The 16,232-nt window shown below is 43.9% G+C and carries 13 protein-coding genes; 3 read left to right on the top strand and 10 right to left on the bottom strand.

The window, feature by feature from the left end; genetic code table 11:
• Positions 1-27 precede the first annotated feature (27 nt).
• A complete protein-coding gene (locus tag KSX81_RS10410) occupies positions 28-810 on the top strand; it encodes a head GIN domain-containing protein (protein ID WP_004298259.1) in 783 nt (260 codons plus the stop codon).
• A 182-nt stretch (positions 811-992) separates the two neighbouring features.
• Here KSX81_RS10410 and KSX81_RS10415 read toward each other — a convergent pair whose 3' ends face one another.
• The 9 genes from KSX81_RS10415 to KSX81_RS10455 all read right to left on the bottom strand — a co-directional run bounded on the left by KSX81_RS10415 (position 993) and on the right by KSX81_RS10455 (position 11,680).
• On the bottom strand, positions 993-1,472 hold the full coding sequence (locus KSX81_RS10415) for a hypothetical protein (RefSeq protein WP_004298260.1): 480 nt from the start codon (positions 1,470-1,472) through the stop codon (positions 993-995).
• Complete coding sequence (locus tag KSX81_RS10420) at positions 1,462-1,971, bottom strand: RNA polymerase sigma factor (protein WP_004298261.1); 510 nt, start codon at positions 1,969-1,971, stop codon at positions 1,462-1,464. Before KSX81_RS10420 ends, KSX81_RS10415 begins: the two co-directional genes overlap by 11 nt.
• A gap of 61 nt (positions 1,972-2,032) precedes the next feature.
• Entirely contained in the window at positions 2,033-2,806 is a 774-nt protein-coding gene (argB, locus tag KSX81_RS10425; RefSeq protein WP_004322481.1) for an acetylglutamate kinase, read from the bottom strand.
• A gap of 56 nt (positions 2,807-2,862) precedes the next feature.
• Entirely contained in the window at positions 2,863-4,755 is a 1,893-nt protein-coding gene (speA, locus tag KSX81_RS10430; RefSeq protein WP_004298263.1) for a biosynthetic arginine decarboxylase, read from the bottom strand.
• A gap of 69 nt (positions 4,756-4,824) precedes the next feature.
• Entirely contained in the window at positions 4,825-5,895 is a 1,071-nt protein-coding gene (locus KSX81_RS10435) for a tetratricopeptide repeat protein (protein ID WP_004298264.1), read from the bottom strand.
• An 8-nt stretch (positions 5,896-5,903) separates the two neighbouring features.
• Positions 5,904-7,670 carry an HSP90 family protein gene (locus KSX81_RS10440; RefSeq protein WP_004298265.1) on the bottom strand — a complete coding sequence of 589 codons (1,767 nt, stop codon included), beginning with the start codon at positions 7,668-7,670 and terminating at the stop codon, positions 5,904-5,906.
• A gap of 9 nt (positions 7,671-7,679) precedes the next feature.
• Positions 7,680-10,178: a tetratricopeptide repeat protein gene (locus tag KSX81_RS10445; protein ID WP_004298266.1), complete on the bottom strand. Its 2,499-nt coding sequence runs from the start codon at positions 10,176-10,178 to the stop codon at positions 7,680-7,682.
• A gap of 256 nt (positions 10,179-10,434) precedes the next feature.
• Positions 10,435-10,962, bottom strand: coding sequence for a shikimate kinase (locus tag KSX81_RS10450; RefSeq protein WP_004298267.1), 528 nt, complete (start codon positions 10,960-10,962; stop codon positions 10,435-10,437).
• Positions 10,963-11,077: 115 nt separating this feature from the next.
• On the bottom strand, positions 11,078-11,680 hold the full coding sequence (locus KSX81_RS10455) for a nitroreductase family protein (protein WP_004298268.1): 603 nt from the start codon (positions 11,678-11,680) through the stop codon (positions 11,078-11,080).
• 140 nt (positions 11,681-11,820) lie between these two features.
• Here KSX81_RS10455 and KSX81_RS10460 point away from each other — a divergent pair, with 140 nt between their 5' ends.
• On the top strand, positions 11,821-12,456 hold the full coding sequence (locus KSX81_RS10460) for a viroplasmin family protein (protein WP_004298269.1): 636 nt from the start codon (positions 11,821-11,823) through the stop codon (positions 12,454-12,456).
• A 29-nt stretch (positions 12,457-12,485) separates the two neighbouring features.
• Positions 12,486-14,258, top strand: a complete 1,773-nt coding sequence (locus KSX81_RS10465) for an ArnT family glycosyltransferase (RefSeq protein WP_004322482.1) — start codon at positions 12,486-12,488, stop codon at positions 14,256-14,258.
• On the opposite strand, the gene KSX81_RS10470 is transcribed toward KSX81_RS10465, so the two are convergent.
• A complete protein-coding gene (locus KSX81_RS10470; protein WP_004298271.1) occupies positions 14,245-16,224 on the bottom strand; it encodes an LTA synthase family protein in 1,980 nt (659 codons plus the stop codon). The genes KSX81_RS10465 and KSX81_RS10470 overlap by 14 nt on opposite strands.
• Positions 16,225-16,232: the final 8 nt, after the last annotated feature.

A 16,232-nucleotide genomic window follows, 5' to 3' on the forward strand; every position in this document is an offset into this window, starting at 1 on the left:
TCATATCAATCATAGAAAAACATAATTATGAAAACAAGTTTATTGCTCGTATTAGTCACCGGATTGTCTCTAGTACTTACTGCCGGCTCTTGCTTGCAGGGAAAACACGTAGTAGGCAGCAAAAACTACATCTCCCAAGAAGTAAAAGCCGATCATTTCAATGAAATCAAACTATTGGGAAGTGCCAATATCAGTTATCACCAAGACACACGCAGTCACGTGGAGATACATGGTTCCGACAACATTATACCACTTGTAGAAACGTATGTAGACGGTAATACATTAATGATAAAATTCAAGAAGAATGTCAGTATATGGAAAGGAAAACTGGAAATAAAAGTTTTTGCTCCGGAACTGAATAAGCTGTCAATCAACGGATCGGGAAATATAAAATTAATCAATGGAATACAAACCTCTAAAGATATCGAGTTCCATATAAATGGTTCGGGGAACATTCAGGGAGAAGGGCTTAATTGCCGAAGAATGGCTGTTTCAATTAACGGATCGGGAGATGTTAGACTGCAACAAATAGAGAGCCAGGAATGTCAGGCAGGAATTTCAGGTTCGGGTAATATTAATCTTAAAGGTAAAGCCATTCAAGCAAAATATGCTATTGCCGGATCGGGAAACATTCAGGCTGCAGATTTAGAAGCAGAGAATACGGATGCAAGTATCAGTGGATCCGGAAACATCAGTTGTTATGCAAGTCAAAAACTGGTTGCCCGCGTGAAAGGAAGTGGCGATATTGCCTATAAAGGCAATCCACAAGAAGTGGATGCTCCACGGAAAAACATACGGCAGATCAAATAAAGACAATTTGAACAAATACAGTCTAAAAGCATAAAAGGGCTACTGCATCGCGCGGTAGCCCATTTATTTAGTTAGTTTTATTATAAAAATTTGAGAGAATTGAAAACTTCACAGTTTCGCCTTCGTTGTTGTTTTAATTAAGCACACTAACTATATTATATGTTTAAAGCAAATGAAAATGTCTATTCGTTTATAACTTGCACCTTGTGGTTAACCCTCGCCAAACTATCGGCTAGAACCTGTTCCGCTTTCACATCATTTGAAATAGCGACCGATGGTGCTGTTACTTGTTTACCAATGGTATCCGTTGCCAATACACTTCCGTCATCTCCGGAGAAAGAATGTTGTGCCACATTCCCCAAAGAAAGGATGATTGCAATCACGGCAGCGGCTTTGAACAGAGGAATAAAACGACCGGTCAGTGTCAAGCGTTTCGCTTTTACGACCGTAGGCTCCACCTCTGCCAGAATACGTGTATCAAAGTCTTCGCCCAGTCCTACTTCCTGCTGAACCTGTTGATAAACAAACAGGTTTTTATAGCGAAGCAAATGAGCAGGAACTTCCTCCTTTGCGAAGAAGTCGCGCAATGTTGCTTCCTCCTCAACGGAAGTTTCGCATTGCCAGTATCGCTCCAGGAGCTGTTCTATATCCTTATAATCCATATTCGTCAATTTCTAAATACCTTTGTTTTACTTTTTGTCTGGCTCTGAAGAGGTTCACTTTAACTTGTTCCTCTGTCAGATTCAGCAACCCTGCAATTTTCTTATAGCTTTCACCTTCAATGTCCCTCAGTTGCATGATAAGCCGCTGTTTTTCGGGAAGTTCGTTTACCAGTCTATTAATAATGTTCATTCTTTCATCATGAATCATCTGGTCATACGGACTGTTTGCATCAGGTTCTTCCTCCATCTCGGGGGTGAGTTCCACGTTTTGAGCTTCTTTCTTTTGACTTCTATCTATCGCCAGATTCTTTGCCACTGTCAGGCAATAGGCTTCGACCGATTCAAATTGAGACCACTCATCACGCTTATTCCACACTCTTATCATGGTGTCCTGAACGACATCCTCGGCTTCGGCCCTATCCAGGGTGATTCTGAGAGCCAATCGAAAGAGTTTATCCTTCAACGGCAAAATATCGTTTCGGAAGCTGATTTCTTGCATCTCTATAATAATGACGGGCTAGGATATGAAAAGTTACAGTCGCCCACTACTTTTTTTTGAATTATTTTTTTATTCTTGTTCCACCAGAGTTATTAATCGCTGATGCTAAGGTGATTACCACTTCAGATACTCCTGCATTTATTGCTTCAAAAGAATTCTCCAACTTGGGAATCATACCTCCCTGAATAACGCCATCAGCTACATATTGTTCAAATTCGGCACGGGTGATTTGGGGAATCACACTGTCGTCATCATTCTCGTCACGCAACACGCCTTTCTTCTCAAAACAATATACCAATGTCACATCAAACAGGGCCGACAACGCTTTCGCCGTTTCTCCGGCAATGGTATCTGCATTCGTATTCAGCATATTGCCGTGGCCGTCGTGCGTCAATGGAGCCATCACAGGAACAACGCCTTTATGTATCAAATCCGACAATAAAGTAGCGTCCACCTGTTCCACATCTCCCACAAACCCGTAGTCTACTTCTTTCACCGGACGTTTCACCGAACGGATTACATTCATATCCGCACCGGTCAATCCGAGTGCATTGACTCCGCGTGCTTGCAGACCTGCCACAATATTTTTATTCACCAATCCGCCATACACCATCGTTACGACTTTCAATGTTTCGGCATCGGTAATCCGACGACCATTTACCATCTTGCTTTCAATACCCAGTTGTGCGGCAATCTTTGTTGCCGAACGACCGCCACCATGAACCAACACTTTATGTCCGTCGATAGCGGCAAAGTCATTTAACAACTGACGAAGGGTGGCTTCCTCTTCTACGATTTTGCCACCCACCTTAATAACTGTTAGTTTTTCTCTCATTTCTTGATTTCTAATAAGTTCACCGAATGGAGAATCCGGCTCCGGCACCCTGCCGGTTATTCCAAATAAGTATATCCGTAAAGCCCCGAACGATAGTTGGAAAGGAATTCTTTTCCTTCTTCCAAAGAAATCTTTCCTTCTTTCACTGATTTCGTCACCCAAGTTTCGAGCGTACGTACCAGTTTCTTCGGATTGTACTGCACATAGTCCAACACCTCCGCTACCGTTTCTCCGTCGATAATCTGTTCGATATTATATCCTTTCTCGTTCACCGAAACATGCACGGCATTCGTATCACCAAACAAATTATGCATATCTCCCAAAATCTCCTGATAAGCTCCCACCAGGAACACAGCCACATAATAAGGTTCTGTTTTCTTCAGTGCATGTACAGGCAGATAATGAGCCACGTTACGGGTAGAGATAAAGTTGGCAATTTTGCCGTCCGAGTCGCAGGTTATATCTTGCAAGGTAGCCGAACGTTCCGGTTTCTCATCCAATCGCTGGATAGGCATGATCGGGAATATCTGGTCAATCGCCCAAGAGTCGGGAAGCGACTGGAAGAGCGAGAAATTACAGAAATATTTATCGGCAAGCAACTTAGACAGTCCGCGGAATTCATCAGGCGCATGCTTCAAACCGCCGGCAATCTGATTAATCTCACGTGTAATAGACCAATACAGACGCTCGATTTGTGCACGGGTTTTCAGATCTACGATTCCATGACTGAACAAGTCCAGCGCTTCCTCTCTGATCTGCTGCGCATCGTGCCATGCTTCCAACATCTTATTCTGATTCAGCGAATCCCAGATTCCATATAACTCCTGCACCAATTCGTGTGCATCCGGAGCAATTTCCTCCTCGTCATCCCATTCGGGCAATGTAGCGGTTTCAAGTACCTCAAAGATAAGAACAGAATGATGTGCCGTCAATGCGCGTCCACTCTCCGTTATGATATTCGGGTGTGGGATACCATTTTTATCGCTCACGTCCACCAAAGTAGAAATAGAGTCGTTTACATATTCCTGGATGGAATAATTCACGCTGCCTTCGCTATTGGACGAACGGGTTCCGTCATAATCCACTCCGAGTCCACCGCCAATATCTACAAACTCCACATTGAATCCCATCGAATGTAGCTGCACGTAGAACTGTGAAGCCTCACGCAAAGCCGTTTTAATACGACGTATCTTTGTCACCTGACTACCGATATGGAAATGAATCAGTTTCAAACAATCCTTCATCCCTTTGCTCTCCAGGAAGTCGAGCGCTTCGAGAAGTTCACTGGAAGTCAAGCCGAATTTGCTGGCATCACCTCCAGACTCTTCCCACTTTCCGCTACCGGAAGAAGCGAGTTTGATACGTATACCGATGTTAGGCTGCACATTCAGCTGTTTTGCCATCTTTGCAATCAGCTTCAGTTCGTTCATCTTCTCTACAACGAGGAAGATACGTTTACCCATTTTCTGGGCAAGCAAAGCCAGTTCGATGTAACTTTCGTCTTTATATCCGTTACAGACAATCAATGAGTCAGAATCCGTATTGACCGCAATCACTGCATGGAGTTCCGGTTTGGAACCGGCTTCCAGTCCGAGATTGAACTTCTTTCCGTGGCTGATAATCTCTTCCACCACCGGGCGCATTTGGTTGACCTTAATCGGATAAATTATAAAGTTCTCGGCTTTATAACCATACTCTTCGGCCGCTTGTTTAAAGCAGGAAGACATCTTTTCAATACGGTTGTCCAAAATATCCGGAAAACGTATCAACATGGGAGAAGCCACATCACGCAATTGCAACTCATCGACCAGTTCTTTCAGATCGACAGTCACTCCGTCTCTACGAGGTGTAACAACTACATGACCTTTGTCATTAATACCAAAGTACGAGGTACCCCAACCTGTGATGTTGTAGAGTTCCTCAGAATCTTCAATACGCCACTTTCTCATTTTCTGTTATTCAGTGTTTTTAGTAAATAATTGGACGGCAAAAATACGGATTAATCTACATGTTGGCAATTAATTAGACATTAAATCTTTCAAACGGTCCATATAACCACTATTTCCGTTACGGGCGTCATAGCGACGTGCCAGCTCTTCTGCCTGTTGATAGAAATAATTGCGAAGTTCGTTTACCTGATAAATCCCATCCGGACGATAAAGCGGGAACTCTTCCGGCAAAGACAACGAGACTTCCGGACGGGTTTCATATTTCAGAGCCTCTACCATATCACAGGAGAAACGATAACTCTTCAGCGTATTAGTACGCAAACTCCAACCGATACAGCGTTCGGCATATTCCCAAGCTCTTTCCGGCTTCGTCATCATATTATAGGCAATAAACAATCCCAGATAGAGCAAAAGATATTCATCCTTCTCTCTTCCCACCAATGCTTCTTCGGCACGTGCACACATATCGGCGGCAATCTCCGGTTTACCTGCTTTCTGCGCATAATAAGCAAGCTTCAAATAGGCCCGCAAATTGGCTTCATAACAAGTGACCTGCTTATTAATCAACGGTTGCGCGCGGCTGTAAGCCTCATCAAACTGTCCCGTTTCCAGATAATAATCCAGCATAAAGTTCAATTCACAAGCCTCACACGACTGATCGTCTATCTTCTCATTCAACATTTTATCAATGTATTCTTTCGCCTTGTCATACTGCCGCATCCAGACACATTCCACAGACCAGCGGTGATAATAACTCCGCAAAGAATACCCGTTCCGGAGGATACGGGTTTTATAATCCTCCCCAATTGCCTGTACCTGCTCCATCGGGATCTCCGGAAGATCGAACGTACAAGCCCATATCCACTTATATTTCCACAACAAGTCATCTTCCTTAATCACATCCTTGTGGTTCTCGTAATCATCCAGAATTTTAGAGAACACGGTAATCTCTTCAGCATCCGCCGAAAGAAGATTCAGTTCATAAATAAGATCCAGTCTCAACTCCGTAGCCCATTCCACATCTTCGTTCTCATCGGCGATGCGGATAGCTTCTTTCAATAGATTGGCTTTTTCGCGGGGATGCAGGTTGTCATTCTGTGTCTGCAACAGCAATTTTTGTATTTCAAGTGTGTATCTCATACTCTTTTTTAATTCAGGAAATTTATAAAATCATTCATTTTCGAAGTCATCAGTTCACTTAGCGAATGGTTGAAAAGCTCCATTTCTTCGCTGTTTACCGGATATTTACCTTGCAGAAGCGATTGTACATACAATATATGCACCACATGCTGAAACAGTTTATTGTCTCCTTGTATTTGCAATAAGGTCTGCACCATTTCATTATCCGCATTGAAAGTGAGTGTCGGCGGAATCTGCTTTGTAGTATTCACAGCTCCCAGTACAGCCGCCAACGGATTATTAGCACTTTTAGCGGCATTCTCCTTTTCCTCCGCCACAAAAATAACCGGAATATCCACCGGAGTAAAATGCTTCAGACGACAGATACAGCCAAATCGCTTCAACAACTCGTTCGCTTTCACCTCAAAAGCCTGAAACTCCTGGTTCGCCTCCACTTCACCAAACTGCTCCAGCAACCGTGAAGGAGATATTTCATCCAAAGTAAGTTCCGGATTCAGGCGGACATACTTTTTCAACAACGTTTCATCAAACGTATAAGCAGCATTCACGACCAGCCAACCCTGTGCTCCGGCTATACGCCGCACTTGCCGGAAATCCTCCAGATTCTTGGTATAACATATCACATTGCTTGCCGAACGAATACTTCCAAAGCTACGCAAACCCTTATTGGTTTCAAAAGGAAGATAATCCATAAACAAACGAAGCAATTCATTATCCTCCGAAGCAATCGCCTTGATATGAAAGTGATGAACATCCAGAATCCGATTGAACATGGCACGGTCATTCTGCACCAATCCCCGCAGATAATCCTTGATAGCCACCCCGATCTCTTTCCGGGCATCTTTCAGTTGGTCATTACTCACCAAAGACTCCCGGGAAGCGGTAGACAGCAACCCGTCCGCATTCACCAGACAACGGATAAAGAAAGCCCACGACGGCAACAGATTGCAATCATCCTCACTCAACAGCATACGTTTGAGATAGACCTTATGAGAGTTGCGCACTGAAAATTGTGTACGGAAAGGCAGGACATAAAGCACCCCTTCCACCTTGCCGCTTTCAGTATAGATCCGGAAAGCATCGAGAGCAGACGATTGAAACACTTTCGCTCCATAATCCAGCAACTCCTTACGAGTCGCCTTCGGGTCAAGCCATACAGGCGAAGGCGTATTTACCAACTCCTCTTCCCCCTGATAATGCAGATAGATAGGATACGGCAGCACTTCTCCGTAACCGACCAGTATCTTCTTAAATGTTTCATATTCAAAAAGATGCATCCAGTCTCCTTTCGGGTGCAATACCACTTGTGAGCCGATGGGCCGTTCTTCGTCTGATAAAGTCAGCTGATACGTCCCATCCACTTTTCCACACCAGCAAACAGGCTGTCCGCCCATTGCAGAACGACTCTCTACGGTGATTTCATTGGTCACCACAAAACAAGATAACAATCCGATACCGAACCTTCCGATAAAATCGTCCGCATCGGGAGTATCCCGCTTTGAGCTCTCCCCGATAACAGTCAGAAAGCGATAAACTTCCTCCTCTTTCAGTCCGATACCATTATCCCGAAATACCACTGTCTTGTCCTCATTCAGAAAGACATCGATGCGACCTTTATAATTCTCGTCAATATTGCGTAGAGCCGTGATGGCATCTACGCAATTCTGCAACAGTTCGCGAACAAAAGTATTCGGGTTACTATAAATGTGCTCTGATAACAGGGCAATCATACCTTTAAGATTGACCTGAAACAGATTATTCCCTTCTTTTTCCATGTTCCTCTTTTACTTCCTCCTCCTTCCGGTGATTTTAAGAGCTTTCTCATTGCCATTCTCTGCGGCCTTTTCGAACCACTCCATTGCAATTTCATCGTTTTCTTCCACGCCATTTCCTGTCAGATAGGCATTTCCAAGTTCAAATTGTGCTTTATCGTTATTTTTCTCGGCAGCTTTCAGCAACCATTGCACTGCAGCTTCCGGATCAGGGTTACAACCTTCGCCATACATCATCATCTTGCCCAGATAATAAATTGCAGCGACATTCTCATTCCCCGCCGCATCCGTGAACCAGCGATAGGCCTCAGCATAATTCTGTTTCACACCTACTCCGTTATAATAGCAAAGTCCGGTACGATACATACTTGTCGTATTTCCATTATCCGCAGCCAGTGTATAATATTTAAAGGCTTCCGTTTCATTCTCTTCCACTCCGATACCCATTTCATAACAGATACCCAGTCCTTCACTATACCATTCATATTCGGCAGCTTTCTTGAAATAAGCAAAAGCCTTTTCCGACTCATTCAGGCTATCATAGTCATACAGATAATACTCACCCACACGCAGCATAGCCATCGGAATCTCATTAGCCACTGCCTTTTCATACCATTCCACTGCCGTTTTATTATCTTCCAGACAGGGACCGCAACCGAAGAAATAATAATCTCCCATCTTAAACTGAGCATAGCCATAATCCTGTTCAGCAGCCTTCATCATATATTCCACTGCCTTCTGTGGATTCTCTTCCACGCCATTACCATTCTCATAAGCCATCCCCAGTTCCGTCAGACAACGGGCTTCATTCTTTTCCGCCCCTTTACTAAACCATTCGAGTGCCCTATCCCAATTTTCTTCCGTTCCGATACCTTCTCTATAGCAACGTCCCAAAGCAAAGATCGCATCATTATCGTCCGCTTCAGCTGCCTTTGTATACCAGGCAAAGGCCTCTTCCGGTTTCACTTCACCAAGAACACCCTTTTCCATATAAAGACCTACACGGAACATTGCATAAGGATAACCCTGTTCGGCAGCCTTGCTAATCAGTTCAAATGACTTTTCATAATTCTTCTCCACTCCATCGCCATTCTCATATAAGAATGCCAGTTCCACAAGGGCAAAGCAAGCACCCAGTTCGGCCGCTTTTTCATAATATTCCCTTGATTTTACAGGGTCCTTCACACCGCTATATCCATTAGCCAGATAAAGAGCCACACGGCAATACCCATCGGCATTATTCAGTGAAGCCGCTTTTTCATAAAACTCTAAAGCCTTCACATAATCCGGTTCTTCAGACAAGAAGCCACGTTCATACATCCAGCCCAAACGATAAGCTGCACTTCCCGAACCCAACTCAATGGCTTTCTCCAACAACTCTTTCGCGCGATTCATGTCTTCCGGCACCAAATCACCGTTGAAATAAATATTGGCCAGTCCTTCGATACCTTGTATATAATCATCCTCCACGCAACGGTTCAGACACATCAGTCCACGTTCCACGTTCTTATATTCATCATTATACAGGTAGATCAATGCCAGTTCATACGCACTGTAGGGTTCACAATAAAGCATGCCCTTTTCCAGCCATTCAATCGCCTTAGGCATATCCAGCCATTCCTCCTCCTGATAGTTATATCCCAGGAAATTGGCGGCAGACCACACACCGGCATGCCAAGCCTTTTCCCAAAGTTCAAAGCTCAATTCTTTCGGTTTATTCAGTTCCGGGTAACGGAAATAAAGCGTAGCCAGATTTTTAAGACTATAAAGATTGGGAACTATTTCCAGGGCTTTTTCGTAGTAAGCAGCTTCCTCTGCCACGTTACCTTCCGCTCTGTCGAGCGCATCTCCTAACGATGCATATACATGAGCACGCAAACGTTCACCTTCAGGCAGTTCGGCAAGCAGTTCATTCCGTATCTGTAATGCCTTTGCTTTATCCCCTGCAAATTCTTCGGCAAAAGCACGATAATGCTTTCCCCATAAAATAGCTTCGGGAGAAGTGAGAGCTGCAAAACGCCGTTCACCCTCTTCTTTATCTTGTTCGCAATAGAATCCCATGTATCGCCAATAGGCAACAGTTGCTTCCGCTTCAGCCCAACCCATATCGGCGGCCTTCTCGTAGTATGGAAACAAATAACTCATGTCCCGCTTTCCATAACGGGCTTCGGAATATTGTGCACCCTTCTGCGCCCATCCCGCACCGCTAAACTCTGCCACACGGTCGCATACCTGCATCACCTTTTCCCACCAGAATTCATATTCTTCCGCGTTGAGTTCCACCTCTACGTTACAGTCAAAAGCACTGAATATCAGTTCAAAAAAATCTTCTGTTAATTTCTCGTCTTCTTTTGTGTCCAAAGCATATTCACATACAGCCAATGCTTCCCACCAGTTTTCCGCACTTAACAATGAAGCCGGTGTATACTGCGGAAACCATACCCTTGCAGGCTGTCCGGATGCTTTAATTTTAGCGGATAACTCCCCAAATTTCTCTTTTAAAGTTTTCATGATATAGAACTTTACCTTAATTTTGTGTTACTAGTCAATAAAAAATCTCATAACGAGTGCAAGGTACAAATATTGACCGAATGCACAAACAAGAGTCTCAAAAAAAACGAAGTTCCAACAAAAAGAGAACATTACAACTACCTGATTTCTGAATACAGTAAAATTCCTCCCAATAATCATTCATTATCAGGCACAAATTACACACATTCCACAGCTTTCCAAATGACGATTACACAAAATATAACGACTGTTACTTCTACAATCCCAAAAGTTGTCGCAAACATTGCACCGATGTTTCAATCTGCCAACGATCTTCCAATTCGTCTGCATTAAAGATATATTGTGCCTGATGATAAAAAGGAGCACGCTTCTCGAGTGCCTGAACAATGAACGCTTTCAGTTCTTCATCCTCTTTACCCTGAAGAATAGGACGTTGTTGTTTAGCCACACGCAAGCGCCTGAACAACACATCCGGATGCACCTCCAGAAAAACAGTCTTTCCGGTCCGGTTCATAAAATCCATATTATCATAAAAACAAGGCGCTCCACCCCCCGTCGAAATTACCACATTCTCAAACTCAGCTACTTCATGGAGCATATTTCTCTCCAGCTCCCTGAATCCTGTTTCGCCTCGTTCAATGAATAATTCTCCAACGGTTTTGTGAAAACGCTCTTCAATATACCAGTCCAGATCGATGAACGGTATATTCATATATCGGGCAAAAGCCTTACCCAACGTCGTTTTTCCGGCACCCATATAGCCGGTAAGGAAGATACGAACCATAAATGATTAATTTTGCTCACAAAATTAATCATTTAATGAAGAATGAAGAATGAAGAATAAAGAATTTTAGCCATTATGCCATCCAATTCTTCATTATTCATTCTTCATTCCCGATTTATTTAAAGATTCTCACCCGTTCTTCAAGCGGCTGGAATTCTTTTTCACCCGGTTTGCCGAGAGGAAGTCCGAACGGCATTTCCGCAATCAAATGCCAATGTTCCGGCAAATCCCATGCACGGCGCACTTCTTCATCAATCAACGGGTTATAGTGTTGCAGCGATGCTCCGAAACCTACATCTTCGAGCATTACCCAGATAGCTAACTGGTGCATGGCAGAAGTCTGCAATGACCATCCCGGGAAATTCTCCTGATAAGCCGGGAAAGCCTCCTGAAGCCCTTTCACAACCTTCTGATCCTCAAAAAACAATACAGTGCCATACCCACAGGCAAACGAATGATCTATCTTCTCCTCTGTCTTGACAAACGCTTCAGCCGGTACAATCTTCTTTAATGCGTCCTTCACAATCTGCCACAATTTCTTATGCGATTCTCCCAATAGAAGTACCACACGGGTAGATTGCGAATTGAATGCCGACGGTACGTGGCGCACGGTCATATTAACGATACATTCGATCTCCTGATCGGATATAGGTGACTGATTAGTAATTGAATAGTAAGTTCGACGTTGTTTCAAAGCTTCACTAAAAGATCTTTCCATAATAGTTCCTTTCTTATTTTATATTCTTAAAACTCTCTTTTTTTTATAACAAGTAGCCCCCCTAACTTGTTCAGTTAGAGAATATATTTGTACCTTCGCAGCGTCAATTCATTGACTATCTAAAATTATCGTCAGAAAAAATGGCTAAACAGAAATTTTATGTAGTATGGGAAGGTGTCACCCCCGGAGTTTATACTTCCTGGACAGACTGCCAACTTCAAATCAAAGGATATGAAGCTGCCAAATACAAATCATTTGATACGCGCGAAGAAGCGGAACGCGCGTTGACAATGTCTCCCTATGCTTATATCGGCAAGAATGCAAAGGCTAAATCAGGAGGTCCTAAACCTTCTTCAGATACTTTACCTTCTTGTGTGATCGACAATAGCCTGGCTGTCGATGCAGCCTGTAGCGGTAATCCGGGACCGATGGAATATCGCGGCGTACACATTGCCAGCCGTCAGGAGATTTTTCATTTCGGCCCGATGAAAGGCACGAATAATATCGGTGAGTTTCTAGCCATCGTACACGGTTTGGCGTTGCTGAAAAAGAAAGGTTTCGATATGCCCATTTACAGTGACAGCGCGAATGCCATCAGCTGGGTGCGACAGAAAAAGTGCAAGACCAAACTCCCCCGAACCCCGGAAACAGAAGAACTCTTTCTGTTGATTGAACGGGCAGAAAAATGGTTGCAGGGAAACACCTATACCACCCGTATTCTGAAATGGGAAACGAAAGAATGGGGAGAAATTCCGGCCGACTTCGGCAGAAAATAAAAGAACATAAATTTCAATATAAGATAAAGATGAAAACATTGACTTCAAACAAAGCTTTCTGGCTGTTACTAGTCATTTGCGTAGTTACTATCCTGCCTTTCCTCGGTTTATCGGAGTACCACACCAAAGGGGAGCCTCGCGAATCTATTGTCTCCTACTCCATGCTGGATAGCGGAAACTGGATTTTACCCAGAAACAACGGAGGAGAAATGGCTTACAAACCGCCTTTCTTCCACTGGAGCATTGCTGCTGTTTCGGCAGCAGTGAATGGAGGGCAAGTCACAGAAATGACCTCCCGCTTGCCGTCTGCCATCGCCCTGATCGCCATGACCCTCTGCGGCTTTCTGTTCTTTGCCAAAAGAAAAGGAGTGGAACTGGCGTTGTTGGCCGCCTTTATTACCCTGACTAATTTTGAGCTGCACCGGGCCGGAGCAAACTGCCGGGTGGATATGGTATTGACAGCGCTCACCGTTGGCGCTCTGTATTGTCTCTACAAATGGTATGAGAAGGGACTCAAAGGTATTCCCTGGCTGGCCATTCTCCTGATGAGTTGCGGAACACTGACTAAAGGACCGGTAGGTACTATCATTCCATGTTTAGTGGTAGGCATCTTCTTGTTACTCCGGGGTGTCAACTTCTTCAAAGCATTCTTGTTACTTTCCGCCTGGGCCATTCTTTCACTCATCCTGCCTTTCTGCTGGTATGTCGCTGCTTACCAACAAGGTGGAGAAGAGTTCCTGGCATTAGTTATGGAAGAAAACTTCGGTCGTATGACTAATACCATGAGTTACAATTCATGCGTGAACCCCTGGCATTATAATTTTGTGACCCTATTTGCCGGATACGTTCCCTGGACACTGTTAGTCGTGCTCTCCCTGTTCAGCCTGACTTACCATAAATTCAGCATCCAACCGGCAGCCTGGTGGAAACGCTTCACCACATGGATAAAGAATATGGACCCGGTGGATTTATTCTCTTTCACCAGTATCGTTGTAATCTTCGTCTTCTACTGTATTCCGCAGAGCAAACGTAGTGTATATCTGATGCCGATCTATCCTTTCATTGCTTATTTCCTTGCCAAATATCTATTCTATCTGGTCAAGAAGCAATCTAAAGTCATCAAGGTATACGGAAGTATTCTTGCAGTAATCAGCCTGCTACTGTTCACCTGCTTCATCGTATTAAAATGCGGACTCATCCCTGAAACTATTTTCCAGGGTCGTCACGCGCAGGACAATATTAATTTCATGCGTGCAATACAGAATATCAGCGGAGCAGGGGCCTTATTCCTGATTGCCATTCCTACCATTCTCGGTATCTACTGGTGGTTCTATCAACGGAAAAATGCATTGAACAACCGTTTCCTATACGCTCTCGTTGTGCTTACAATGGGATTATACCTTGCATTGGACGGTGCTTATCAGCCGGCAGCATTAAATTCGAAGTCGGTCAAATTCATCGCTACAGAAATAGAAAAGGTTGCGCCGGAAAGCGAAGGAACGATGTACGAATTCATTGAAGAAAGTCTGCATGCAGCAGGTGACCCCGTACATTATTTCGAACTCAATTTCTATCTGCACAATCGTCTCGACAACTTCTATGAGAAACGTCCTTCGGAAGGTTTCTTGTTAATCGGCACGAATGATGCAGAGAAATATCTTCCCGAATTCGAGAAAGAAGGGTATCAGTTTGAGGAGGTATATGAATCCCCTAAACGAGTACTCCGGCAAATAGCCAAGATATACAAGTTCGTTAAAAACCAACAGCCTGAAAATAACGAAACGACTCCTATTGTTGAGTAAAAGGTATAGAATTAAGCGTTTTTCCATGCTTCACAAGGAACTCCGCCGATTGGAGCATGGAAAAACTATATTCTTTCAAAGGAAAAAAGCTATCATCCATCGGAACAGCATTCAATTTGCCGTTACCGATATCATAAGTAAGTTCCTGCTGAGTCTCGTAATTATAAAGGTAGAGTAACGTGTCATTGCGTCCCACCACCATATTGTCAGCAGTATAGAACATACAGGGACGTTCTTCCTTCAGCAAGTCCACTCCAAAATTATTCTGTAGATAATCAATATTCAACAGCCCTAATATTGTTGGCTGTATATCTACCTGACCGCCAAATGCAGTTTTCTCTTCCGGCTGAATACGGCTGGAGTAAATCATCAGTGGAATATGATTATAAGATTCCGGTAGTTCACATTCGGCGTCTCCCACCAGTTTGCCATGATCTCCTTCCAATACGAATATCGTATTATCAAACCAGGGTTGTTTACGCGCCTCTTCAAAGAACTGACGCAAAGCCCAATCCGCATACTCAACGATCTGCATCTCCGGTTCACTTGTTTTCGGATGGAAGAAAGGAGGTATCACATACGGCGGATGATTACTGATGGACAGTAAAGTAGCAAAAAACGGTTGTCCGGTGGCAGCCCGCTGATTCAATACCGGAATTGCATAGTCATACAAGAAATCATCCTGCACTCCAAAGCTATTCACAACCTTATCAACCGGATAGTCTTCTTGTGAAAACACTTCATCATAGCCGTTCGTCCGGAAGAAAGCGTTCATATTATCATACTGTCCTTCATGCGTCATAAAGAAAAGGTTGTAATAGCCGTTTTCTTTCAGTACGGTAGGCAGTCCCGAATAGCGGGGAATGACAGAGCCTTTCATCAGGTTCCGTTTCATCATAGCCGGAAAAGAATACAAGGTGGCATACAAACCATGGTTCGTATGGATTCCTGCCGAATAGAAATTGCGGAAACTGATAGAACGGGTATACAGGCTATCCAGGAAAGGAGTCAAAGTCTCCGATTGCCCGAAATGCTTCATAAACTTGGCGGACATAGACTCCATCATAATCAAGACGACATTAGGACGGCGTTGTTGCACGCTATCCGCTTTTGCAGCATGCCTATAAACAGCCAACGGGGAAACATTCGCATCTCCCGGACGGTTGAGCAGAGCTTGCGCCTTGGTGATGGCTTCCTGTTCATCCATCAGATGCAAGTATTTATTTTCAGGTCTCATATCATCCATCACACTCGTCAGCAGGTTAAAAGTAGGACTTACTCCCAGTTGATTGAGAAAAGCATCCTGACAGAAATATGCCGCACTTACTTTGATCGGGTTATAGCCTGTACGCCCCCGGATTCCAAAGATGCAGAGTCCGATTAAGCAAGCACCGATCAGAACCGCCCCTCCTCGCTTCCAATAAGGAAACGGAGCGGAAATGGTAAGGCTACGATGATGGAAATAACGTGCCAGATAGATAAGCCAAACTACGAATCCGGCCAGAAAGAGAAGGAATAATCCGATGGACAGATAATAGGCACTTTCCCCCAATATCATTCCGGCGGTAGTTCCCGCATAACCGAACCATTCGAATATGGAAGAGTTGATATGTTTAAAGAAATAGGCAAAATAAGGAATGTCCGACGCACTGATTAAATAAACCAATCCATAAAAGACACTGAAAAAGATCGTAAAGAAACGGAACAACGCTTTCCCATAATAGTTGCAAACTCCACATACCACCGCAACTACCAGAGGCAACAGAAGTATGTAACAGCCTATCACATTGTCAAACCAGACACCATGCACAAAAGCAAGCATCGGAAGTGTCTTATCCGACAAGGCTTCAGAGGTCAACTGATGATAAGATGAGATAAAAAGTACCAGGCGAAACAGTCCTGCGATCAGTAAAGCCGAAACATGTATGGTAAGTATATATACAATAAGATTTAGAAAACGTTTCATAATAGCCT

The organism is Bacteroides sp. MSK.18.37, from assembly GCF_019129155.2.
Classification (GTDB): Bacteria; Bacteroidota; Bacteroidia; order Bacteroidales; family Bacteroidaceae; genus Bacteroides; species Bacteroides ovatus.